Source organism: Glaciihabitans sp. UYNi722 (assembly GCF_040549465.1).
Classification (GTDB): Bacteria; Actinomycetota; Actinomycetes; order Actinomycetales; family Microbacteriaceae; genus Lacisediminihabitans.
On the sequence record NZ_JBEPTL010000006.1, the window covers coordinates 82,151 to 105,536 of the forward strand.

23 protein-coding genes are annotated in these 23,386 nt (G+C 64.6%); 12 read left to right on the forward strand and 11 right to left on the reverse strand.

Features of this window, described 5'->3' with window-relative positions:
• Positions 1-21: 21 nt before the first annotated feature.
• From pstC to ABIB56_RS06175, 6 genes are all read right to left on the reverse strand, one after another.
• Positions 22-1,188 carry a phosphate ABC transporter permease subunit PstC gene (pstC, locus tag ABIB56_RS06150; protein WP_502917566.1) on the reverse strand — a complete coding sequence of 389 codons (1,167 nt, stop codon included), beginning with the start codon at positions 1,186-1,188 and terminating at the stop codon, positions 22-24.
• A 67-nt stretch (positions 1,189-1,255) separates the two neighbouring features.
• Positions 1,256-2,383, reverse strand: coding sequence for a phosphate ABC transporter substrate-binding protein PstS (locus ABIB56_RS06155; RefSeq protein ID WP_354568187.1), 1,128 nt, complete (start codon positions 2,381-2,383; stop codon positions 1,256-1,258).
• Between the two features lie 159 nt (positions 2,384-2,542).
• A complete protein-coding gene (locus ABIB56_RS06160) occupies positions 2,543-3,493 on the reverse strand; it encodes an NUDIX hydrolase (protein WP_354568188.1) in 951 nt (316 codons plus the stop codon).
• Positions 3,490-5,664, reverse strand: a complete 2,175-nt coding sequence (locus ABIB56_RS06165) for an RNA degradosome polyphosphate kinase (RefSeq protein WP_354568290.1) — start codon at positions 5,662-5,664, stop codon at positions 3,490-3,492. The genes ABIB56_RS06160 and ABIB56_RS06165 overlap by 4 nt, the downstream gene beginning before the upstream one ends.
• Positions 5,665-5,829: 165 nt before the next feature.
• Positions 5,830-6,648, reverse strand: coding sequence for a mycothiol synthase (gene mshD, locus ABIB56_RS06170; RefSeq protein ID WP_354568189.1), 819 nt, complete (start codon positions 6,646-6,648; stop codon positions 5,830-5,832).
• Positions 6,629-7,318, reverse strand: a complete 690-nt coding sequence (locus tag ABIB56_RS06175; protein WP_354568190.1) for a response regulator transcription factor — start codon at positions 7,316-7,318, stop codon at positions 6,629-6,631. The genes mshD and ABIB56_RS06175 overlap by 20 nt, the downstream gene beginning before the upstream one ends.
• A 76-nt stretch (positions 7,319-7,394) precedes the next feature.
• Here ABIB56_RS06175 and ABIB56_RS06180 point away from each other — a divergent pair, with 76 nt between their 5' ends.
• From ABIB56_RS06180 to ygfZ, 3 genes are all read left to right on the forward strand, one after another.
• Positions 7,395-7,685, forward strand: coding sequence for a hypothetical protein (locus ABIB56_RS06180; protein WP_354568191.1), 291 nt, complete (start codon positions 7,395-7,397; stop codon positions 7,683-7,685).
• Between the two features lie 148 nt (positions 7,686-7,833).
• Complete coding sequence (locus tag ABIB56_RS06185) at positions 7,834-8,430, forward strand: heme-binding beta-barrel domain-containing protein (protein ID WP_354568192.1); 597 nt, start codon at positions 7,834-7,836, stop codon at positions 8,428-8,430.
• Positions 8,399-9,505 (forward strand): CAF17-like 4Fe-4S cluster assembly/insertion protein YgfZ, encoded by a 1,107-nt coding sequence (ygfZ, locus tag ABIB56_RS06190; RefSeq protein WP_354568193.1) that lies wholly within the window; start codon positions 8,399-8,401, stop codon positions 9,503-9,505. Before ABIB56_RS06185 ends, ygfZ begins: the two co-directional genes overlap by 32 nt.
• A gap of 66 nt (positions 9,506-9,571) precedes the next feature.
• Here the strand turns inward: ygfZ and ABIB56_RS06195 are convergent, their stop codons facing one another.
• Complete coding sequence (locus ABIB56_RS06195; RefSeq protein WP_354568194.1) at positions 9,572-10,399, reverse strand: class I SAM-dependent methyltransferase; 828 nt, start codon at positions 10,397-10,399, stop codon at positions 9,572-9,574.
• A 25-nt stretch (positions 10,400-10,424) separates the two neighbouring features.
• Here ABIB56_RS06195 and ABIB56_RS06200 point away from each other — a divergent pair, with 25 nt between their 5' ends.
• A complete protein-coding gene (locus ABIB56_RS06200; protein WP_354568195.1) occupies positions 10,425-11,171 on the forward strand; it encodes a phosphoglyceromutase in 747 nt (248 codons plus the stop codon).
• 133 nt (positions 11,172-11,304) lie between these two features.
• On the opposite strand, the gene phoU is transcribed toward ABIB56_RS06200, so the two are convergent.
• Positions 11,305-11,958, reverse strand: a complete 654-nt coding sequence (phoU, locus tag ABIB56_RS06205) for a phosphate signaling complex protein PhoU (protein ID WP_354568196.1) — start codon at positions 11,956-11,958, stop codon at positions 11,305-11,307.
• 165 nt (positions 11,959-12,123) lie between these two features.
• Between phoU and ABIB56_RS06210 the strand changes: the two genes are divergently transcribed.
• Complete coding sequence (locus tag ABIB56_RS06210; protein WP_354568197.1) at positions 12,124-13,275, forward strand: sensor histidine kinase; 1,152 nt, start codon at positions 12,124-12,126, stop codon at positions 13,273-13,275.
• Between the two features lie 32 nt (positions 13,276-13,307).
• Positions 13,308-13,988, forward strand: a complete 681-nt coding sequence (locus tag ABIB56_RS06215) for a winged helix-turn-helix domain-containing protein (RefSeq protein WP_354568198.1) — start codon at positions 13,308-13,310, stop codon at positions 13,986-13,988.
• A 29-nt stretch (positions 13,989-14,017) separates the two neighbouring features.
• On the opposite strand, the gene ABIB56_RS06220 is transcribed toward ABIB56_RS06215, so the two are convergent.
• On the reverse strand, positions 14,018-14,572 hold the full coding sequence (locus ABIB56_RS06220) for a hypothetical protein (protein WP_354568199.1): 555 nt from the start codon (positions 14,570-14,572) through the stop codon (positions 14,018-14,020).
• Positions 14,573-14,732: 160 nt separating this feature from the next.
• On the opposite strand from ABIB56_RS06220, the gene ABIB56_RS06225 reads away from it, so the two are divergent.
• The 4 genes from ABIB56_RS06225 to rlmB are packed head-to-tail and all read left to right on the forward strand — an operon-like array spanning position 14,733 to position 18,861.
• On the forward strand, positions 14,733-15,215 hold the full coding sequence (locus ABIB56_RS06225) for a CarD family transcriptional regulator (protein ID WP_354568200.1): 483 nt from the start codon (positions 14,733-14,735) through the stop codon (positions 15,213-15,215).
• Entirely contained in the window at positions 15,205-16,383 is a 1,179-nt protein-coding gene (gene ispD / locus ABIB56_RS06230; RefSeq protein WP_354568201.1) for a 2-C-methyl-D-erythritol 4-phosphate cytidylyltransferase, read from the forward strand. Before ABIB56_RS06225 ends, ispD begins: the two co-directional genes overlap by 11 nt.
• 10 nt (positions 16,384-16,393) lie before the next feature.
• A complete protein-coding gene (cysS, locus tag ABIB56_RS06235) occupies positions 16,394-17,839 on the forward strand; it encodes a cysteine--tRNA ligase (RefSeq protein ID WP_354568202.1) in 1,446 nt (481 codons plus the stop codon).
• Positions 17,839-18,861 (forward strand): 23S rRNA (guanosine(2251)-2'-O)-methyltransferase RlmB, encoded by a 1,023-nt coding sequence (gene rlmB, locus ABIB56_RS06240; protein ID WP_354568203.1) that lies wholly within the window; start codon positions 17,839-17,841, stop codon positions 18,859-18,861. The genes cysS and rlmB overlap by 1 nt, the downstream gene beginning before the upstream one ends.
• 37 nt (positions 18,862-18,898) lie before the next feature.
• Here rlmB and ABIB56_RS06245 read toward each other — a convergent pair whose 3' ends face one another.
• Complete coding sequence (locus ABIB56_RS06245; protein WP_354568204.1) at positions 18,899-20,179, reverse strand: DUF4032 domain-containing protein; 1,281 nt, start codon at positions 20,177-20,179, stop codon at positions 18,899-18,901.
• 87 nt (positions 20,180-20,266) lie between these two features.
• Positions 20,267-21,361: an ABC transporter ATP-binding protein gene (locus ABIB56_RS06250; protein WP_354568205.1), complete on the reverse strand. Its 1,095-nt coding sequence runs from the start codon at positions 21,359-21,361 to the stop codon at positions 20,267-20,269.
• Between the two features lie 245 nt (positions 21,362-21,606).
• On the opposite strand from ABIB56_RS06250, the gene ABIB56_RS06255 reads away from it, so the two are divergent.
• Both ABIB56_RS06255 and ABIB56_RS06260 read left to right on the forward strand, forming a co-directional pair.
• Positions 21,607-22,518, forward strand: a complete 912-nt coding sequence (locus tag ABIB56_RS06255; protein WP_354568206.1) for a DsbA family protein — start codon at positions 21,607-21,609, stop codon at positions 22,516-22,518.
• Positions 22,519-22,585: 67 nt separating this feature from the next.
• Entirely contained in the window at positions 22,586-23,302 is a 717-nt protein-coding gene (locus ABIB56_RS06260; RefSeq protein ID WP_354568207.1) for a response regulator transcription factor, read from the forward strand.
• Positions 23,303-23,386: the final 84 nt, after the last annotated feature.

A 23,386-nucleotide genomic window follows, 5' to 3' on the forward strand; every position in this document is an offset into this window, starting at 1 on the left:
TCTTGGCTCCGAGAGTTGCGGTCACGCGGGGGTACCTCCTGGGTGCTCGGGTGTCGGAGACGCTGCTTCGGGGCGCACCTCAAAGCTCACAGCCGCGGTGGATGCGGCTTCGGGCGCACTGCCCGCGGCTGCGCTCGACCGCACTCGGTTCTTGCGCGGCTTCTTGGCGCTTGCCCCCGGGCCGGTGCGCACCACGATCAAGCGAGCAACCATGTTCACCGCGAGTGAGATCACGAACAGCATGAGACCGGTGCCGATGAGAGCGTCGCGCTGCAAGGTGTTCGCGATCGGGAAGTTGAGGGCGATGTTCGCGGCGATTGTCTGCGAGTTTTGGCCCTCAGTGAGGATGCGCAGCGACCATCCGATGGACGGGGAGATGATCAGCGCGATGGCCATGGTCTCACCGAGTGCACGCCCGAGGCCGAGGAGCGTGGCGCTCACGATTCCCGATCGTGCGTAGGGGAAGACGGCCAGCTTGATCATCTCCCACTTCGTCGCGCCGAGGGCGAGGGCGGCCTCTTCGTGGAGGATGGGGGTCTGCAGGAAGATTTCGCGCGAGATGGAGCTGATGATCGGCAGGATCATCACGGCGAGCACGATCGATCCGGCGAGGATAGTCGAGCCGGTGCTTGATGCCGAGCCACTGAAGAGGGGAATCCAGCCGAGGTTGTGGTTCAGCCAGTCGGTGAGGGGAAGCAGCAGCGGGCGGATGACGATGATGCCCCAGAGTCCGAAGACGATGGACGGCACGGCGGCCAGCAGGTCGACGAGGTAGCCCAGAATGCCTGCGATGCGCCGTGGTGCATAGTGCGAGATGAAGAGGGCGATTCCAATGGCGACGGGAGCGCCGACCACGAGTGCGATCGCTGAGACGAAAAGTGTGCCCCAAATGAGTGGTGCGACGTAGGCCCAGAAGCTCGCGAAGCCCGCAGTCGGACCGGAATTGAGCTCCGAGTTGGTCTCCCAGTTGGCGGTGATCGCCGGCAGAGACTTCACGATGAGGAAGATCGCGACTGCCGCGAGAATCACCATGATGAAAGCTGCGGAGCCGAAACTCAAGCCGAAGAAGATGCGGTCGGCCGGCCGGGACTTAACACGGGCCGGCCCCGCTCCCTTACCAGGGGAGCGGGGACCGGTCGTGGTGACACCAGCGCTCTGACGGGATCGAACAGTTTCGTTGGTACTCACTGAATTCTTTCTCGAGAGGCCGGCGTTCGGGTGACACAGCGCCGAGAGGCGAGGTGCTGTGGTGCGATTACTTGACGAGCTTCAGGCTCGTCTGGATCTTAGCCAGCATCGCGGCGGGAACCGGAGCGGAACCTGCGTTGGTGGCGGCGACCTTCTGGCCGACCTCGCTGGCGATGAATCCAACGTAGGCCTTCGTCAGCTTTGCCTGGTCGGCCGACTTGAAGGTCTTGCAGATGATCTGGTAGGAGAGCAGCGGGATCGGGTAGGCCGACTTGTCCGTGATCTTGGTGTAGTCGAGCTTCTGCGCGAGGTCACCCTGGACGGTCGAGTCCGCTGACCCGGCCGAAGCCGAGAAGGCAGCCGAGGCGCCCTTAGCGCTGAACGCGACGAAGTCCTTCGAGGTGCCGACCTGGATCGATGCGCTGGTGAGCGCGCCGATGGCACTATGGTCGGCGTATCCGATGGTGCCGGCGCCTGCCTTGACCGTGTTCACCACGCCGGAACCACCCTGCTGGGCGCTGGACCCTGCGACAGGCCATGCGTTGCTGGCCGGGTAGGTCCAGTCAGCTGCGGCAACGGTGCTGAGGTAGTTGGTGAAGTTCTGCGTGGTGCCGGATCCGTCGGAACGGGTCACCGTGGTGATCGGGGTGGCCGGAAGGGTCGCGCCGGAGTTGTCCGCAGCGATCGCCGGGTCGTTCCACGTGGTGATCTTCAGGCTGAAGATCTTGGCGATGGTGGCCGAGGAGAGCTTCAGGTCCTTGACGCCGTCGAGGTTGTAGATGATCGCGACGCCGTCGAGATAGACGGGGAGGTTGATCGCGCCATCCGCGCCACAGGTGGTCGCTGCTGCCGTGGCCTGCGCAGGCTTGAGCGGCGCATCGGAGCCGGCGAAGTCGTAGCTGCCGGCGAGCCAGTTGGTCACGCCACCACCAGAGCCCTGGGACTTGTCGTAGTTGATAGTGACGCCCTTGGCCTGGGCGGTGAATGCCGCCGTCCACGCGGTCTGGGCGTTGGCCTGTGCACTCGAACCGCCGGCGGTGAGCGTGCCGGTCAGCGTGCTGTCGACGGCCGGTGTGCTTGCGGAAGGCTTGGGAGAGCCGGTCGAGCCCGCGTCCGTGGTGCTGGAGCAGGACGAAAGAGCAATCGCAGCGGTGATGGCGATTGCCCCCATTGCTGCTGCATTTCTGAACTTCACTGTGTTCCCTTCGGGGGTGGTGATCACGGCGAGCGAGGAATGTAAGCCAACTCCGCTGCCGGACAGACCGGTGCCGGTCTCAAAGAAACGTTATGGGCGGAGGTTTACCACGGTCGCGCCACCAGGTGAACGGAGCGTTAACGCAACGCGAACAGCTGGCTAATCGACGGCGGGGCCGTGGGTTTCGACGGCGACAAGGCCGTTCTCTGGATGATCGATCGAGATATGCAGAACAGTGAACTCCGAGGTCGCCAGCATGGCCGCGCGGCGCAGCGGTGCATCGAGCGGAGTGTTCGTGGCATCCGCTATCGCGTCGATGATCGCCGGCAGCACCGGACCGTGGCTGCACAGCACCACGGATTCCTGTTTCTTCAGACGCTTGGCGACGATGCTGCGCACTTTCGCCGTGCCGTCTTCATAGGAATCCTGGCTGAGGCCGGGTGACGGCTTCACCGGCAGCGCTGTGAGGGTGGCCACCGGTTCGATAGTGGCGAGGCAGCGCGTTGCGGGGCTGCTCAGGAGCTTCTTCGGACCCCAGGCCGCGACGGCGGGGGCGACACTCTGGGACTGCTCGAGGCCGTGATGGAGCAACGGACGGGTGGCATCCGGTCCGTCCCAGCTTGCCGGGGGCACCGCCTTGCCATGGCGCAGTGCGATGATCGGGAAGGTTCGTGTGGTGCCGGATTTCACTCGCTCGGCGAAGCGGTCGAGCACATCCTGGTCGCGTTCATAGCTGAAAGCCGCGCGGGCCGCTGTGACTGAGAGCCATTCGACAGCGGCGATCTCGCGATTCGGAGTGAAGGTAGATGCCGCCACAATGTCATCGGTCACCTCCGCCGCCCAGTAGTAGACGATCTTCTCTCGGCCACCAGGCAGCGTGTACTCGGTGGTTCCGAGCGGGGCACCGAGCGTGATCGAGAGCCCGGTCTCCTCCGCGATCTCACGCACAGCGGTCTGCGGGGGCGTCTCACCGGGGTCGACCTTGCCCTTGGGCAGCGAGGTGTCTGCGCGTTCCTCGCGGTGCACGAGCAGCACCTGGGGCTCACCGTCCACCATTCGCCAGCAGACTGCGCCGGCGGCGAGCACTACGGAAGGTCCTGCGGCCGTCACCGGCTGACTCCGACGCGCTTTCTCTGGCTGATCCGTCGCATCAGAACATTCTGCATGTCCTGCAGCGGTGAACCATCATCGGCGCGGTGGTGGCGGGTCCAGCCGCCATCACCGTCGAGCTTCCACGAGGAGGTCTCCTCCGACATGGCGAGGTCGAACATTTCGTCGATCTCGCGCAGGTGGTCGAGGCTGGTGAGCCGCACTAGCGCCTCAACGCGGCGGTCCAGGTTGCGGTGCATCATGTCGGCGCTGCCGATATAGACCTGCGGGTCGCCGTTATTCACGAAGGAGAAGATTCGCGAGTGCTCGAGGTAGCGGCCGAGGATGGAGCGCACCCTGATGTTCTCGCTCAACCCTTCGACGCCGGGTTTCAGCACGCAGATGCCGCGTACGACGAGTTCGACAGGGACGCCGTCCTCGCTGGCGCGGTAGAGGGCATCGATGATCGCCTCATCCACGATCGAGTTGAGCTTGATCCGGATGCCGGAGGGCAGTCCGTTCTGGGCGTTCTCAGCCTCGGTCCTGATGCGCTTGAGCAGGCCCTTACGCAGGTGCAGCGGGGCCACGAGAAGGCGCTTGAATTTCTTCTCGATGGCATACCCCGACAGCTCGTTGAACAGTCGGGTGAGGTCTTTGCCGACGGTTCCACTCGCGGTCAGCAGTCCGAGATCTTCGTAGATACGGCTGGTTTTAGGGTTGTAGTTTCCCGTGCCGATGTGGCTGTAATGCTTGAGCACTCCCCCCTCCTGGCGGATCACCAGCGCCAGCTTGCAGTGGGTCTTCAGCCCCACCAGCCCGTAGACCACGTGCACGCCGGCCTTCTCGAGCTTGCGAGCCCAGCTGATGTTCGCCGACTCGTCGAAGCGCGCCTTGATTTCCACGAGAGCCAGCACCTGCTTGCCCGCTTCGGCTGCCGCAATAAGCGCCTCGACGATGGGGCTGTCGCCGGAGGTGCGGTACAGGGTCTGTTTGATGGCCAGCACGTTCGGGTCGGCGGCGGCCTGTTCGAGGAAGGCCTGCACGCTCGTGGCGAAGGACTCGTAGGGGTGGTGGAGCAGGATGTCCTGCCTGGCGATTGAACCGAAGATATCGGGTGCCGCATTGGGTTCGGTTGGCATGAGACTGACGCTCGTCGTCGGAACATGCTTGCCGTACTTGAGGCGTGGGCGGTCGATCTTGTACATCTCGAACAGGCCGCCGAGGTCGAGCGGGGCGGGCAGGCGATAGACCTCCTGCTCGGTGATGTCGAGTTCGCGCACCAACAGGCTCAGTGTGAGGTCGTCCATGTCGTCGGTGATCTCGAGGCGGATGGGCGGGCCGAAACGCCGGCGAAGCAATTCGCGCTCGAGAGTCTGGATGAGATTCTCCGACTCGTCTTCCTCGACCTCGACATCCTCATTGCGGGTCACCCGAAACTCGTGGTGATCGAGCACCTCCATGCCGGGAAAGAGGTCGCCGAGGTGATTGGAGATGAGGTCTTCGAGAGGGATGAAGCGCTGCTGGCCGCTGCCGTCATCCGGAAGCAGCACGAAACGTGGCAGCATCGGCGGAACCTTGAGACGGGCGAACTCCTCCTTGCCGATCCTGGGGTTGCGCACCCGGATAGACAGGTTGAGTGAGAGCCCGGAGATGTACGGAAAGGGATGCGCCGGGTCCACCGCAAGCGGCATCAGCACCGGGAAGATCTGGGTGGAGAAGATCTCGTCGAGTGATTCGCGATCGGCCGGACCGAGGTCCGCCCAGGTCTCCACATGGATGCCCGCCTCGTCCAGGTCGGGCTTGACCAGGTCGCGGAAGGCCGCGGCATGGCGTGCCTGCAGTTCGTGAGCGCGGTCCTGGATCACCGCGAGCACCTCGGTGGGTGCGGTGCCGACATTGGTCGGTACGGCAAGTCCGGTGAGGATGCGGCGCTTGAGTCCCGCGATGCGCACCATGAAGAACTCGTCGAGATTACTGGCGAAGATCGCGAGGAAGTTCGCTCGCTCGAGCAGCGGTAACTCAGGGTCCTCGGCGAGTTCGAGAACGCGGGTGTTGAAGGCCAGCCAGCTCAGTTCGCGGTCGAGGTAACGCTCGGGCGGGAGCGTACCGTCATCCACCCAACTCGAGTCGTAGTCGTCGTCGAGGCTGTCGGTGGCGAGCCCCGCATCGCTCAGATAGGTCTCGCTGTCCATCTCCTCATCATCCCACTTCACTCTTCGTGAGTATCGCGAGTGATGTGAACGCGGGGTAAACGCGACTCGAGCCATAGCGCTGTCCGATCGGCGCAGCGCTGCTGCTTTTTCGGCAGCGCTGCGCCGATCCGACAGCGCTGCGCCGATCCGACAGCGCTCGTGAGATCAGCGCGTGAGCGCGTACTGGATGTCGACCGAGTGGTCGACGAAGCCCAGGGAGCGGTAGAGCGTCACTGCGGCGACGTTGTCGGCCTCGACATACAGCGAGGCGGTGCGGATGCCGCGTTCCGCAAGCCGCGCGAAGCCGGCATCCATCAGCCGGCGCCCCAGCCCCTGCCTCTGCCGGTCGGGGTCGACGCCGACCACGTAGAACTCGCCACTGCGCTGATGGGGTCCGGCGACCTCGACCTTGAGCCAGCAGTAGCCGATCATCCGAGCACCGTCGCGGATCAGCAAGAAGTCGTCGCTGAGAAACCAATCCTCCGACATCAGTTCGTCGAGGTCGGCGCGACTCACCGACCCCTGCTCAGGATGAAAGGCGAAGGCCTTCGCATTCAGGGCCAGCCAGGCATCCTCGTCCCTGCCTGGCTGAAAATGATCACTTGCGATCGGAGCGACGACGGGCACAGGCATGCGCAGCTGCAGCAGCTCCCGCATCGATTCGAGGCGATGGCTGGCCGCCAGGGCACGGGCGGCCGGGTGATCTCCATGGGCCCAGATACGGAGTTCGCCGGTGGCCTCGGCAATGATTCGTTCGAGCAGTGCCGTTCCGTGACCGTGTCGCCGGTCGGCTGGAGCCACGACCAACTCTGCTTCGGTGGGGGAGACGATCGCCGCGGCGGCATCCCCGATCAGCAGCGCTTGGCGAGCGCCCGTGCGCAGGTCGACGAGACTCTGGTCGGAGAACGGCGGCTGGCCGTCTGCGGCACGCGCCGCCTCGGCGATGCGCAGCACGAGCGCCAGGTCAGGAGTTGACGGAGGCAAGTCGTTCGGTGTCGTCTTCGTAGACGTTGAAGCGGTAGCCGACGTTACGCACGGTACCGATCAGTGATTCGAGGTCGCCGAGCTTGGCGCGCAGGCGTCGCACGTGCACGTCGACGGTTCGGGTGCCGCCGAAGTAGTCGTAGCCCCAGACCTCGCTCAGCAACTGCTCGCGAGTGAACACACGGGACGGATGCGTCGCCAGGAACCGCAGGAGCTCGAATTCTTTGAAGGTCAGATCCAGCGGGCGCCCGTGCACCTTGGCCGAATAGCTGGCCTCGTCGATGACGACGCCTGAGGCGTGGATCTTGTTGCTGGTCTTGTCGAGCGCCTGGCGTCCGACGACCAGGCGGATGCGGGCGTCCACCTCGGCCGGTCCAGCCGTTTCGAGGATGACATCGTCGATTCCCCAGTCCGCGCTCACGGCAGTGAGGCCGCCCTCGGTGAGGATCAACATCAGCGGAACGTTCACGCCGGTGGTGTTGAGAATCTTGCAGAGGGACTTCGCGCTGGCCAGATCCGTGCGTGCATCGACCAGTATCAGATCGCAGCTGGGCGCAGTGATGAGGGATGCCGGCTCAGCGGGGATCTGTCGAGTGCGGTGGCTGAGAAGCCCTAGCGCCGGTAAGACGTCGCTGTCGACGGCAGAAGTCAGGATCAATAGCTGCGCCAACGGGTCCTCCAAGTGCCAGACCACAGTCTAAAGGCACTTTCAGCGGCTGTTCGGCGCGAGGGTGCAAGATGGGTGGGTGACCATCGACCAGCCGGCCCAACGTCTGGCCCTCCGCAGCGTGGTTCCGGTGTGGATTCTCGTCGTGCTCGGGGCAGTGTTCATCGGCGTCATCGTGCCGACCGGGCAGTATCTCACCTGGGTGCCGATCGTGCTCGTCGGCGCGGCCATCGTTACCTTCTGCATCCAGCTCTCGCTCGATCGTAAAGAGGGACTCGTCAACCGGATGATGGCGAGCCTCGGAGGTTCCGTCGTCATTCTCGCAATCGCCACCCTCACACTGGGCATTGTGCAGCTGACCTCGGCATAGAATCGAACCATGTACCTCGGTCTGGAACTGTTCTTCATCGGCCTGCTCGTGTTGGCCACACTGGCGATCGCCTATGTCTCCGTCGTGGTTGTCTACAACCTCTTCCGCGGCCAGCGCTGATCGCCGTCTCTCATGACAGGGCGCGCTCATGATCGAGCTTGACGCCAACCTTCCGGCCGAGCTCGTTCCCCTCTCCTGGCTCATCGGGGTCTGGGAAGGCACCGGCGTGGTCAATTACGAGGTCAGCGAAGAAACCCGCAACTATGAGTTCGGCCATCGCCTGAGCTTCAGCCACGACGGCCTTCCGCATCTCAACTACACCTCGTACACCTGGCTGCTGGATGAGAACCTCACCCCGCTCGCCACCGAGACGGGATACTGGCGGCTCAGTCGCAACGCGACCGACGGCGATCCAGGCCCCGGTCTCCTACCCGGCGTCGGCGTGCAGCCTTTCACGACGGCCCGCTCGGTGGAAACCCTGCGCAACGCGTCGGACGGTTTCGACATCGAAGTCTCGATCCTGCATCCGGGCGGGGTCAGCGAACTCTACGTGGGGCAGGTCAAGGGTCCCCGCATCGACCTGGCGACGGATGCCGTGATGCGCTCCGTCACCTCGAAGGAGCACACCGCGTCCACACGCATCTACGGCCTCGTCGAGAACCACCTGCTCTGGGCATGGGATATCGCGGCGCTCGGCCAGGAACTCGCGACCCATGCATCCGGTCGGCTGGCACGCCTTGAGTGACTTCCTGGCGCGACCTGGCGCGGTCGAAGCAGCCGACGGCGATGCCGGAGTCGCGGCCCACTACGGCAACCCGCTTGCCGAACAGCGCGCGTTGGCCGCCGGTGACGCGATCGTGGATCTCTCGCACCGTGCCGTGCTCACCATCACGGGCGCCGACCGCCTGACCTGGATCGATTCGCTCACCAGCCAGAGCGTCGCCGGGTTGGCACCGGGGGAGTCGAGCGAGACACTGCTGCTCGATCCGACCGGTCGGCTCGAGTACGCGGTTCGCCTCGTCGACGACGGTGTCACCCTCTGGCTCCTTGTCGAACGGGATGAGGCCCCCGGTCTCTTCGCCTGGCTCGGAAAGATGCGCTTCATGCTGCGCGTGGAACTCGCTGATCGCACGGAGGATTTCGCGACGATCGGCACTCTCGGCTCCCCAGAGCTTCCCGTCGCCTCACCGAACGGCGTTCCGCTGGTCTGGCACGACCCGTGGGTCTCCGTCGTTCCCGGTGGCCACCAGTATGCGCAGATTGCCGATCACCCGTCGGCCGGTTGGACTTACAGCGAGGTGCTGATCACCCGCAACGACCTGACCGGCGTCGATCTGTCTCTCGCCGGCATCCTGGCGCTCGAGGCTCTGCGTATCGAGGCCTGGCGCCCGCGGTTTGCCACGGAGGTCGACGAGAAGTCGATCCCGCACGAGCTGGACTGGCTGCGGTCTGCTGTTCATCTCAGCAAGGGCTGCTATCGCGGTCAGGAGACGGTAGCCAAGGTCCACAACCTCGGGCATCCGCCGCGACGACTTGTCATGCTGCACCTCGACGGGTCGGATGCCGTGCTGCCGAAGCAGGGCGACGAAGTGGTTCTCGGCGACACGGTCGTGGGTCTCGTGACGTCCGTTGCCCTGCACTTCGAGCTCGGACCGATCGCGCTGGCGGTGATCAAGCGCTCCACCGACCCCTCCGCTGAACTCGCTGTTCGTGCCGAGGGAATCCTTGTTCCAGCTGCCCAGGAGATCGTCGTGCCGCCGGATGCCGGCGCCGCGGCCAACGTGCCGCGCCTGCCTCGATTGGGCGCAGTCAAGCGCTAGTGGCGCTCCTCCGAGTGGCCGACTTGGTGGTTGTGGCGACCTCGTCCGACGCTCAAGTCGCCACAACTACCAAGTCGGCGAAGCGGCGGTTCCCCAGTCGAATCCGGTGGGCGCTATCGCGGGCCAGGCGATGGTGAGTTCGCCGAGCTTCCAGCGTGAGCGGCCGCCGAGCACCGGCCAGCCTTCCGCCGCGAGGCCCTGCGCGGTCGCGATCCAGCGCTGCGACGGGCCGTAGACCGAGAGCGGGGAGTTCAGCTGCCAGTGCCGGTCGAGGTCGAGCAGGAATGCGTGGATCTTCTCGCCTGGCACATTCCGGTGGATGAGTAACTTGGGCAGCCGTTCCGCCACCAGGGACGGCCCTGTTTTGTCAGCAATCGAGCCGAGGTCGGCGAGGCGGAGGCTGAGCGTGAGGGTTTGCGGGCCTTCTGCCGTGACATCCACCCAGCTGGCGACGCGGCCGACCTCGTTGCAGGTGCCTTCGACCAGCACGCCACCGGGCTCGAGCCGCGCGACCATGCGCTTCCAGGCGTCGAGCACTGCCGACTCGTCGTACTGGCGAAGCACATTGAGAGCACGGATGACCGTGGCAAGCCGACCCGGCGGCAACGGCACCTCGAACCCGCCAAGCCGGAAGCTCACGCCGGGCCTGGCCGATGCTGACGCCAGCTTCACTCGCGCCGGATCGATCTCGATGCCGATCACCTCGACATCGGGCCGCACGCGGCTGAGCCGTTGGTGCAACTCCAAGGGGGTTGTCGCCGAAGCGCCGTAGCCGAGGTCGACGACCAGGGGTGCAGGGGAGCGGCGGAGCACCGGAAGCTGCGCGATCCAACGGTCGATACGGCGCAACCTGTTGGTTCCGGTTGTTCCGCGGGTGATCGAGCCGATGGGCATGACCCCAGTTAACTAGAGTTGGAGCATGACTTACAGGCTTATCCTGCTGCGCCACGGCAACAGCGACTGGAACACGAAAAACCTCTTCACCGGCTGGGTTGACGTCGACCTGAGCGACCAGGGCCGCGCCGAAGCGCGACGGGCCGGCGAGCTGCTGGCGTCATCCGGCCTGCTGCCCGACATCCAGTACACGAGCGTGCTGAAGCGTGCCATCCACACCGCCGACATCGCTCTCGATGTCGCCGACCGCGACTGGATCGACGTCAAGCGCAGCTGGCGCCTCAACGAGCGCCACTACGGCGCGCTGCAGGGCAAAGATAAGGCGCAGACCCTCGCGGAATTCGGCCAGGAGCAGTTCATGACCTGGCGTCGCTCCTTCGACGTTCCGCCGCCGCCGCTCGACGACGACAGCGAGTTCTCGCAGGCCCATGATGTGCGCTACGCCGACATCGACGGCGAGTTGCCGCGCACCGAATCCCTCAAACTCGTGATCGACAGGATGCTGCCCTATTGGGAGTCCGACATCAAGCTCGACCTCGCCGCGGGCAAGACCGTGCTCGTCACCGCCCACGGCAACTCGCTGCGCGCGTTGGTCAAGCACCTCGACGGTATCTCGGATGCGGACATCGCCGAGCTAAACATCCCTACCGGCATCCCGTTGGTCTACGAGCTGGGCGCCGACTTCCTGCCGACGAAACCCGGCGAATACCTCGACCCTGATGCTGCTGCCGCCGGCGCTGCCGCCGTGGCCGCGCAGGGCAACAAGAGGTAGCGCGAAAACGGGTCAATCCGGCCCATCCGGGTCACCGCATTGATCCACTTTGGCCGGATCGCCCCGTTTGTGCGCGAATATCTGTATAGCGAGTTGTGCGCGGATGATCGTAAAGCGGGCGTTTCGCGGGAACTCAGGCGCCGACCGTAACCCAGTCGCCGGTAGCGAGGTACTGCACCTTCTTGGCGATGGACACCGCATGGTCGGCGAAACGCTCGTGGTAGCGGGAGGCAAGGGTCGAGTCGACGGTGTCGACGGCCGCGCCCTTCCAGGTCTCGCCGAGCACCTTATCGAAGACGCTGAGGTGCAGCGCGTCGATCTGGTCGTCGTCGTTGCGGATCTCCTCGGCGAGACGCACGTCCTCTGTGCGCAGCAGTTCGGTGAGTTTGTTGGCGATCTGTACGTCGAGGCGGCCGAGCTCGGAGAAGGTTCCGCGCAGTGATTTCGGCACCACCTTATCGGGGAAGCGGTAGCGGGCCAGCTGGGCGATGTGCTCGGCCATGTCGCCCATCCGCTCGAGTGACGCGCTGATGCGCAGTGCGCTCACGACGATGCGCAGGTCCCGAGCGACAGGCTGCTGTCGGGCGAGGATGTCGATGGCCAGTTCATCGAGTGCGATCGCCGCGTCGTCGATCTTCGCGTCGTCGTCGATCACAGTCTCGGCGAGCGAGACATTCGACTGGTTGAAGGCGGTGGTCGCGTTCTCGATCGCGATCGCGACCAAGCCGGAGATCTCGACGAGGCGCTCCTGCACCTCTGCCAGTTCCTGCTGGAATACCTCGCGCATCGTTCACGTCCCTTTCGCCGCGGGTGGTGTTGCCCGCACAGTTCAGGCCACACTGCTCCCCGCAGGTTAACAGTCGGTGATGGGCGCCTGAACAACTCCCAAAGTACCGTCGGAGGTTACCGCTGCGCGCGGGTTTACTCCTGAGATGTAACTAATCTAGTCGCTATGGACTCCGCCTGGCTGGTGCCGCTGTCGCTGGTCTTCGGCTTCGTTGCCGGCGCTGGCGTCGTCGGCGTTCTCGCGGTGTCTGCCCGGCGGGGCAAACGGGCAGCGGATGTTGTGAGCACGGCGGTTCCGGACGGCATCGACCAGGTCATCGAGGCACTCGAATCCGCTGGGGTCGTGCTCGACCCGTCGAACAACGTCGTCAAGGCCAGCCCGGGAGCCATGGCCTTCGGCCTCGTCTGGAACCAGGCACTGGTGCATCCGGAACTCGTGGCACTCGTCGACCAGGTCCGTCGTTCTGGTGATCCGGTCGCCCAGGAACTCGAACTGGCTCGTGGTCCGTTCGGCGATGCCAACATCTATCTCTTCGTGCGCGTGGCGAGGCTCGGCGTGCGTTACATTCTGTTGCTCGCCGAAGATCGCACGGAGTCCTACCGTCTCGACGAAGTGCGACGTGACTTCGTCGCCAACATCAGCCACGAACTCAAGACCCCGATCGGCGCTGTCGGGCTACTCGCCGAGGCGCTGCAGGCGGCATCCGACGAGCCAGACCAGGTGCGGCGCTTCGCCAAGCGACTCACCAAGGAGGCCGATCGTCTCGCCCGCATCACCCAGGAGATCATCGAACTCTCCCGGCTGCAGGCCGCGGATGCCCTCACCAAACCCGAGGTCGTCGACATCGATCACGTGGTCGCCATGGCCATCGACCAGAACAGGGTCGCCGCGGACTCGAATCGCGTGGAGATCGCCAGCGGAGGGGATGTGGGAGCCGAGGTCTACGGTGACGAACCGCTGCTCGGCGTCGCGCTGCACAACCTCGTCGCCAACGCGATCCAGTACTCGCCCAAGGGCTCGCGAGTCGGTATCGGTGTGACCAACGCCGATGGCATCGTCGAGATTGCGGTGACCGACCAGGGGGTCGGTATCCCGGAGGACGATCGCGACAGGGTGTTCGAGCGTTTCTTCCGCGTCGACCCTGCCCGTTCCCGTCACACCGGCGGCTCCGGTCTCGGCCTCAGCATTGTCAAGCACGTGGTACAGAACCACGGCGGAGACATCCGGGTCTGGTCCCAGCCCGGCAGTGGTTCAACGTTCACCATCCGCCTGCCGGAGGCCTCCCAGGCCGCCCAGGCATCACTGAAGGAAGCCTGAGTGTTCATGACAACCCAGACGGAGGCCACACTGTGACCCGCATTTTGATCGTCGAAGACGAATCATCGCTCAGCGATCCCCTCGCCTTTCTTCTCGGGCGAGAGGGATACGAGACCACCATCGCGGCCGACGGGCCCACCGCGCTCGCCGAGTTCGGCAAGAACGGTAGTGATCTGGTGCTGCTCGACCTGATGCTTCCCGGCATTCCAGGCACCGAGGTGTGCCGTGAGATCCGCACCCGCTCCCAGGTGCCCATCATCATGCTCACCGCGAAGGACAGCGAGGTGGATGTGGTGGTTGGCCTCGAACTGGGGGCCGACGACTACGTGACCAAGCCTTACTCCACCCGGGAACTGCTCGCTCGCATCCGCGCAGTGATGCGTCGTCGTGTCGAGGACGACGATGAGGATCTCGCCGTACTCGAGGCCGGAGACGTGCGCATGGACGTCGAGCGTCACACCGTCGCCGTGCGCGGTGCAGAGACGGCGATGCCGTTGAAGGAGTTCGAGCTGCTCGAGGTGCTTCTGCGTAACTCTGGGCGCGTGCTCACCCGTGGCCAGCTGATCGACAGGGTGTGGGGTGCCGACTATTTCGGTGACACCAAGACTCTCGACGTGCACATCAAGCGCATCCGCTCGAAGATCGAGAAGGCACCCTCTGACCCGACGATGCTGGTCACCGTTCGCGGTCTGGGGTACCGCTTCGAAGCCTGAGACCGCTCGCCATCGGCGGCCAGCCGAAGTTACGGGGTGGTCGTGGCGCTCGGCGACGTTGTCGGCGTCGGCGATGGCGTGACGGCGGGCTTCGGCTTCGGGGAGGGCAGCAACCCTTTGTATTCCGCCTGGCTACCGTCGAGCACCGGCACGAGCAGCTGCTTGCCTGTCGTGTTGCCGTACTGCACCCAGACTGGGAACAGCGCACCGGCCTTGGTGTCGATGCCGTTGAAGACGAGCTGGCGGGTGTCTTTCGATCCGAAGGTCTTGACCTCGCCCGCGTCGAGAGTGACCCTGGTGTCGATCTTGCCCGCATCGCCATTCGAGTTGGCGCCGTCGTACTGGATCAGCACGGTCTCGGTGTTCTGGCTGTCGTTGATGAGGTTGACGAGAAAGCTGGCCCGCTCACCGTTCTTGCTCAGCAGGAGGGCGTTGCGCACTTTGATGTCGCCGACAGTCGCGCCGACTCCGTCACTCGGGTCGTAGTGCTTGAGGGTGGCCTGCGCCGAGAAGAACGTGCACCCGGTAGTGGACAGCAACAGCGCCGCCGCAAGAACAACGGATGCAGCAATGCGTGCTCGCACAGAACCCTCCAGAACAAGAAAAAACGGCTTCGCATCGCTACTGGGGCCCGCGGAAACCTTCTACCAGTTTAGCCTATCGACCGCGACGGCCGCGGCTGTCCGGCCCGGCTGTCTGAGAGGCCCTGTGGTAAACTGGATCCCCAGTGAACGGAGTCAGTCCATGCTTTTCGAAGTCGGCGAAACTGTCGTTTATCCCCATCACGGCGCGGCAACCATCGTCGAGGTAAAGACGCGAATTATCAAGGGTGAAGAGAAGCTCTACCTCAAACTGAACGTGGCGCAGGGCGATCTCGTCATCGAGGTTCCGGCCGAAAACGTGGACCTGGTCGGCGTGCGAGACGTCATCGGTGAAGACGGTCTCGACAAGGTCTTCGAGGTGCTGCGCGCACCGTTCACCGAAGAGCCGACCAACTGGTCGCGCCGCTATAAGGCGAACCTGGAGAAGCTGGCATCCGGAGACGTCATCAAGGTGTCAGAAGTGGTGCGCGACCTCTGGCGCCGTGACCAGGATCGTGGGCTGTCGGCTGGCGAGAAGAGCATGCTGGCGAAGGCACGCCAGATCCTGATTTCAGAACTCGCCCTGGCCGAGAAGACCGACGAAGAGAAGGCTTCCATCGTTCTCGACGAGGTTCTTGCCTCCTAGTGGCGGCAACGACGTTACGACCGTAGCGGTCATCGTTGTTGCTGCCGGAAGCGGCAGCAGGCTCGGCGGGTCCGAGCCGAAGGCTCTCGTCGCGGTGTCGGGCAGACCGATCCTGGAGCATGCGCTCGATTCGATCTTCGCCATGAGTTTCGCCGTGCAGGTGATCGTCGTCGCACCGATGGCACGGCTCGACGATGTCCGCCGCATCTCACGTGCTGTGGCTGGTGCAGCCATCGACAGCATCCAGGTCGTCGCCGGTGCGGAGACCCGGCAGGGCTCGGTGGCCGCAGGGATCGAGGCGCTGGCTCCCTCGATCAAGGTCGTTCTGGTGCACGATGCCGCGCGCGCCTTCGCTCCGGCAGGTCTTTTCGAGGCGGTGTCCGCGGCCGTCATCGAGACCTCGGCGGGCGTTATCCCTGCCCTGCCCGTCACCGACACCATCAAGAAGATGGATGCCGGCCTCGCCGTCGCGACCATCGACCGTTCAGAGTTGGTCGCCGTGCAAACCCCGCAGGGCTTCCCGCGCAACGATCTCGTCGCTGCCTACGCCGCAGCCTCCGAGGACTACACCGACGATGCCGCGCTGTTCGCAGCTGCGGGACATCCGGTCTCCGTGATCACCGGCGACGCCCGGGCCTTCAAGATCACCACCCCGTGGGATCTGCGGCGGGCCGAGTCGATCGCGGGCGGCGGCAGTGGCATCCGCACCGGCGTCGGCATCGACGTGCACGCCTACGATCACTCGAATCCGCTCTGGCTCGGCGGCCTGTACTGGCCGGACGAGATCGGTCTCGCCGGTCACAGCGATGGCGACGCGGTCAGCCACGCGATCTGCGATGCGCTGCTCTCCGCAGCCGGTCTCGGCGATATCGGAGGTCGCTTTGGAACCTCGGAAGCGCGATTCGCCGGTGCTCACGGCGAGGTGTTCATCACCGAGACGGTGAAACTTGTGACCGGCGCCGGCTACTCGGTGGGCAACGTCGCCGTGCAGATCGTGGCCAATCATCCGAAGCTCGCTGCCAGGCGCACCGAGATCGAGAGCTACCTCGGCGGTCTCGTCGGCGCACCGGTGAGCATCGCTGCGACGACATCGGATGGCCTCGGCTTTACCGGCACCGGCGAAGGGGTGGCCGTAATAGCAACGGCCCTGCTGCAACGCAGTCGTTAAGCTGTCACCTGTGACTGTGCGCCTCTACGATTCCAGGACTTCGGCCCTGGCCGACCTGGTTCCTCTCGTCGACGGCGAAGTCGGTATCTACGTCTGCGGGCCGACGGTGCAGAGCTCGCCGCACATCGGCCACCTGCGTTCCGCCCTCGTTTACGACCAGTGGCGGCGCTGGCTGACCTATCGCGGCTACAACGTCACCCTGGTGCGCAACGTGACCGACATCGACGACAAGATCCTGGCGAACGCTTCGACAGGCTCAGCGAACGCTTCGACAGAAGAATGGTGGGCCCTCGCCTACCGCTACGAACTGGAGTTCACGCGCGGGTACACGCAGTTGGGCATCCTGCCGCCCACCTACGAGCCGCGCGCGACCGCCAGCATCCCGCAGATGCAGCGGCTCATCGAGCGGCTCATCGAGCGTGGTCACGCCTATGTCGCCGACGACGGTTCGGCCGACGTCTACTTCGATGTGGCTTCCTGGCCGTCCTACGGCGAACTGACCAACCAGCGGCCGGATGACATGGCGGCCTCTGCGGATGCACCGTCGTTGGGTGCGCAGTCCAGGGGGAAACGGGATGCCCGCGACTTCGCCCTCTGGAAGGGCCACAAGCCGGAGGAGCCTGCGTCGGCAGCCTTCCCCTCGCCATGGGGAGAGGGGCGCCCTGGCTGGCACATCGAGTGCTCGGCCATGTCGGAACGGTATCTCGGAACGCAGTTCGACATCCACGGCGGCGGCCTCGACCTGCGCTTTCCGCACCATGAGAACGAGCTGGCGCAGTCCACCGCCGCAGGGCACGCCTTCGCGAACCACTGGGTGCACAACGGACTCGTCAACGTCAACGGCCAGAAGATGTCGAAGTCGCTCGGCAACTCCATCTTCGCCGCCGAGTTCCTCCAGCAGGCGCATCCGCTTGTGGTGCGCTACTACCTCGGCTCTGCCCACTACCGCTCGACCATCGACTACCACGACGGCGCGCTCCTCGAGGCGGAGGCGGCCCTCGACCGCATCCAGGTCTTCCTCGATCGTGCTGAACGGCGACTCTCCGACACCCGTTTCGGCGGTACGGGAGTCGAGATCATCCCGACCGAATTCGCCGAAGCCATGGATGATGACCTGTCGATTCCGCAGGCGCTCGGCGTGCTGCACGAGCAGGTTCGCGCGGGCAACGCGGCGCTGGATGCCGAGGACCTTGGGAGTGCGGCGGAGATCCAGGGGCGCGTGCTCGCGATGACCGAGGTTCTCGGAATCAACCCGATGGCCGTAGAGTGGCAGACTGCCGCAAATGAACCGGCGAGTGCAGCACTCGCCACACTCGTGGAGAAACTCCTCGAAGACAGGGGCACGGCCCGCCGGGCGCGTGATTTCGCTTCGGCCGATCGCATCCGCGACGAACTGTCTGCCGCGGGCATCCAGATCGAAGATACCCCGACGGGGTCACATTGGAGTCTTGACTAATGAAGAGCAGTGGAGCGAACAAGCCGCGTGCCGGTGCCGTTCGCAAGGTGAGCAAGGGACCGCAGGTCGGTTCCGGCGGACAGGGGCGACAGGCGCTCGAGGGTAAGAAGCCCACGCCGAAGGCCGAGGACCGCCCCTATCATCCTGCAGGAAAGCGCAAGGCCGCCAACGACCGATTCGCGGCCGCCGGTGGACAGCGACAGGCGGCCAAGCGTCCGTCGAGCACCGGCGCGGCGCAGCGTCCGGCCGGGCAGCAGCGTCCCAAGCAGACCGACGAGTTCGAGGTCGTCACCGGCCGCAACTCGGTACTCGAGGCGTTGCGCGCGAAGATCCCGGTGACGGCGCTCTACATCGCCACCCGCATCGAATACGACGATCGGGTAAAAGAGGTCATGCAGATCGCCACCAAGCGTGGCCTGCCGATCCTCGAGGTCATGCGCCCGGAGCTTGACCGCCTCGCCGGCTTCGACTCCGTGCACCAGGGGCTGGCCCTCAAGGTCCCGCCTTACGACTACGCCCATCCGACCGACCTGCTCGAGAAGATCGTCTCGCGCGGCCAGGTGCCGCTGCTGGTGGCGCTGGATGGTGTGACCGACCCGCGTAACCTCGGTGCGATCATCCGTTCGGTCGCCGCGTTCGGTGGCCAGGGTGTGATCGTGCCGCAGCGTCGTTCGGTTGGACTCACCGCATCCGCCTGGAAGACCTCGGCCGGTGCGGCAGCCCGCACGCCGGTCGCCATGGCGTCGAACCTCACCCAGACGCTCAAGGCATTCAAAGAGCGTGGCGTATTCGTTCTCGGCCTCGATGGCGGGGGAGATACCCCGTTGCCGGAACTCTCCTGGGCGAAAGAGCCGCTCGTCGTCGTGGTGGGCAGCGAAGGCAAGGGACTGTCGCGCCTGGTCACCGAGACCTGTGATGCGATCGTCTCCGTGCCGATCTCGGCCTCGACAGAGTCGCTCAACGCGGGCATCGCGGCGAGCGTCACCCTCTACGAGATCTCGAAGCAGCGCGCAAAGAAGTAGCTCTCGCGGTCGTCGACCGGCTCAGCGACCGATTCTTCTAGACCGTGGAGCGCCAGTCGTTCTCGTCGGAGACGACCTGGATCGGCAGGGTGATGGTGCCGGTCGGCGGCTCGATGATCGTGGCCTCGTCACGGCGGTGGCGCAGAACGTTGTCGACGTAGGAACTCACGGCCTCGGCCAGTGGTACGTCCCGGTTTTCGTTCTGCGAGAGATACCAGCGGTGATCGAGCAGCTGGTGGAAGACTTCTGCCGGCTCGAGCCGGCCCTTGAATTCCCTGGGGATGGCGCGGATCACGGGTTCGAAGACCTGGGCCAGCCACTCGTGGGCCACCATCTCCTCGTCGAGCCCCTTCTTTTTGAAGGTCGCTGTGTAGGAATCGAGGTCGTTGAGCAGGCGGCGGGCCTGATTCTCCTGGGCGTCGAGGCCGGTGAGCCGCAGAAGCCGTCGCTGGTGGTGGCCGGCGTCGACCACCTTGGGCTGGATGCGCACCTGGCTACCCGCGTCATCCGTCTTGATGGCGAGTTCCTCGATGTCGAAGCCCAACTCGTTGAGTCGCTCGACACGCTCGTTGATGCGCCAGCGTTCGGAGGAGGAGAAGGACTCGGATCCGGTGAGTTCCTTCCACAGGTTGCGGTATGCGGCCACGATGCCGTTGCTCACCTCGACGGGATCTGCCTCATCGTCGAGACGACCACCGGCGGCGAGGTCGAGCAGCTCGCCCGCGATGTTGACGCGAGCGATCTCGAGGTCGTTCTCGCGCTGGCCGTTGGAGAGGCCGTCGTAGAGCTGGCCGGTCTCGGCGTCGACGAGGTAGGCGGCGAAAGACCCGGCGTCGCGGCGGAAGAGGGTGTTCGAGAGCGACACATCGCCCCAAAAGAAGCCGATGATGTGCAGGCGCACCAGCAATACTGCGAGGGCGTCCACCAGCCGGGTCGCGGTGTCGGGGCGAAGCGTCTGCGAGTACAGGGCGCGGTAGGGGAGCGAGAACTTGAGGTGACGCGTGACCAGCACCGACTCGAGATCGTTGCCCTCGTCATCCGTGCGGTTGGTGATCACAGCGAGGGGGTCGACGCACGGCACGTCGAGCTTCTGCAGTGTGCGGAGCATCTCGTACTCGCGCCTGGCCAGCTCGGAGGAGGTCTCTTTGATCGCGATCACGTAGCCGCTCAGGTTCACAAAGCGCACGAGGTGGCGGGAGATTCCCTTGGGCAGCGCGGCAATCACGCTGTCGGGCCAGACGTCCAGTGGGAGGTTCCACGGCAGGTCGAGCAACGCCGGATCGACAGTGGCCGAGGTGATGTTGAGTGAACCGCTCATGAGCCGAGCCTATCCGGGCACGAATGCCCCGTTAACGACAGTGCGGGCGACGTGAACGTCGCCCGCACTGAATGGTGAAACTATCGACTAGTCGATGACTGCCTTGCTGAGGCGCTCGCCCGACTCAATGTCGAACGCATGGATGTGCGAAGCGGTCGGCGTGATGAACACCGTGTCGCCGGCGTTCGGGTGCACGCGACCATCGACACGGGCGACGATGTCGACACGACCGCCGTCGATGTCGGTGTGACCGTAGAGGTAACCGTCAGCACCGAGCTCCTCGACGACATCGACGTTGACCTGGAGGCCATCGCCCGAAGTCGAGACCTTGACGTCTTCCGGGCGAACACCGATGGTGACCTTGGTGTTGTTGGTCGCCCCGAGAGTGGCGCGGTCGAGCGCGGCAACCGCGGTTCCGAACTTGAGTCCACCCTCGACGAGGTCGGCGGTGAAGAGGTTCATCGCGGGCGAGCCGATGAATCCGGCCACGAAGACGTTCTTCGGGTTCGCGTACAGGTCGCGAGGTGATCCAACCTGCTGCAGCACGCCATCCTTCAGCACGGCGATGCGGTCACCCATGGTGAGCGCCTCGGTCTGGTCGTGGGTGACGTAGACGGTGGTGACACCGAGACGACGCTGGAGCGACGCGATCTGGGTGCGGGTCTGCACACGCAGCTTGGCATCGAGGTTCGACAGCGGCTCGTCCATGAGGAACACCTGGGGCTGGCGAACGATCGCGCGACCCATGGCGACGCGCTGACGCTGACCACCGGAGAGCGCCTTCGGCTTGCGGGCGAGGTAGGGCTCGAGGTCGAGCAACTTGGCCGCTTCGAGAACGCGGGTGGCGCGCTCGTCTTTGTTGATGCCGGCGATCTTGAGCGCGAAGCCCATGTTCTCGGCAACAGTCATGTGCGGGTAGAGAGCGTAGTTCTGGAAGACCATCGCGATGTCGCGATCCTTCGGCGGAACGTCGGTGACGTTGCGGTCGCCGATGAGGATGTTGCCGTCGTTGACCTCTTCGAGGCCGGCGAGCATTCGCAGGGAGGTGGACTTTCCACAACCGGAGGGGCCGACGAGGACGAGGAACTCGCCATCGGCGACGGACAGGTCGAGGGAGTCGACCGCCGGTCGGGTTGAGCCAGGGTAAAGGCGGGTTGCTTTGTCAAAGGTGACAGATGCCATGGGGGTGCTTCTCCTTCACCGGCAGGTACGTGCCGGACGATCCGTAGTGAATGGATGGGTAGTGCAGGGCCATTATGGCACCTGTACAGGGTTCATCGGAAATGCAGGCCCCGTCGCTGGCTAGGCTGTTCCAGCAACCGTCTGGCTAATTCCCAGACTGGCTGTCTACTGTTCATAGGGCTCCCGAGCACAGCAGACTGCCTCGGCCCGAAGCCGAAAAGACGTCTGATCAAGAGCGAGGTTCGATGAGTAACGATGGTTCTGGCGACGATCGCCTGAGTAAGAACCAGCGGCGTGAAGTTGCCCGTGAGAAGGCGCGAGTTCTGCGTATCGAGCAGAAGAAGAAAGAGCGCCGCAGCAAGTTCCTGCTCCAGGGCGGTCTCGTCGTGGTACTCCTCGCCATCGTCACCGTGATCACCCTCTTCTTCGTGAATACCGTGAAGCCCGCGGGGCCAGGACCGCTCAATATGCTGAGTGACGGCATCAAAATCGGCCGAGACTTCAAGGCGGCGCCGACGGCCGCCCTCCAGCCGAATGCCAAGCCGGTTCCGTCGGCCACGAACGCGAAGGATGTCGTCGACATCCAGGTCTATGTCGACTATCAGTGCCCGATCTGTGGCACCTTCGAGTCGACTAACCTCGACCAGATCAAGACCTGGGTCTCCAGCGGCGCGGCAACCTACGAGGTCCATCCGATCTCCATCCTCGATTTCCAGTCCCTCGGCAAGAAGTACTCCACGCGGGCGGCGAACGCGGGGGCCTGTGTGGCGAACTATTCGCCCAACACCTATTTCGATTACAGCTCAGAGCTCTTCGCCAACCAGCCGAAGGAAGGCACAGAAGGGCTGACGGACGCCCAGCTCGCCAAATTGGCAGACAGGGCCGGCGTCAAGAATCTCAGCTCGGTGACGAAGTGCATCAAAGACCAGACCTTCAAGTCGTGGGTGTCTGCGGCGAGCGCCAGGGCGGCCACCGGCCCGATCCCTCACTCGAATGTGAAAAAGGTGGCGAACACCCCCACAGTGATCATCGACGGTAAAAAGTATGTCGGCGCAACCGATGATGCGACTGCCTTCTCCGATGCGGTCGTCAAGGCTGTGGGAGACACCTTCTCCGACAGCACGCCGTCCAGCCCCAGTCCGTCGGCCACGCCCTAGCGCACGGTCGGATGCTCGGACCGGTGTCTCCCCACCTGATCGACAGTCGGTCCCGAAAGGCAATGCAGTGACCTCAGACTCCTCCTTCGCCGTCGACCTGTCGCGCGACGCAGCGCTCCGGCCGGTGCGCGTTCTCATCGTCGATGAGGAAGAGCCGCTCACGAAGGTGATCAAGCTCGCGCTGGGCCTCGAGGGTTGGCAGATCGAGGTGGCGGTGAGTGGTGAGGGTGCGTTGGCAGCCGTCGAGAGTTTCCATCCTGACGCCATCCTCCTGGACATCATGCTTCCCGACATGAGCGGCATCGTCGTCGCGTCGACCCTTCGCGAGCGCGGCGACAGCACCCCGATCCTCTTCGTCACCGGTCGCAGCTCTCTCGACGACAAGATCGCCGCTTTCGCCGCGGGCGGCGACGACTACCTGACTAAACCCTTCAGTCTCGAAGACGCCGTCAGCCGCCTGACGAGGGTGTTCCGACGCTCCGGGCTGATGGCGTCGAGCATGGTCGTCGGGGAGATCGTCCTCGACCAGGAGACCGGTGACGCATGGCGTGCCGGTGACGCGCTTCTGCTCGACCCGGTCGAGTTCGAGTTGCTGCGCATCCTGGTGAGCGTTGGGGAGCCGCTGGCGCCGCACGAGATCAGCGCACAGCTGCGCAAGGCAGGAGTCTCCGAAAGCGAGGTCGCCGTTTCGAGGGCGCTCCACCGCCTGCTGGACAGAACAGATGGCGACGAATCATCTATCGTCCGGGTCTCGGATGCTGGCGAATGGCGCGTCAACGCCTAGAGGTACCGCCGCTCAGTTCGTGAACGACGGCAGCAGAGAAATCGAGAATTCCGCGCTTCGACTGCCCCTGGGGCTGGATTAGGG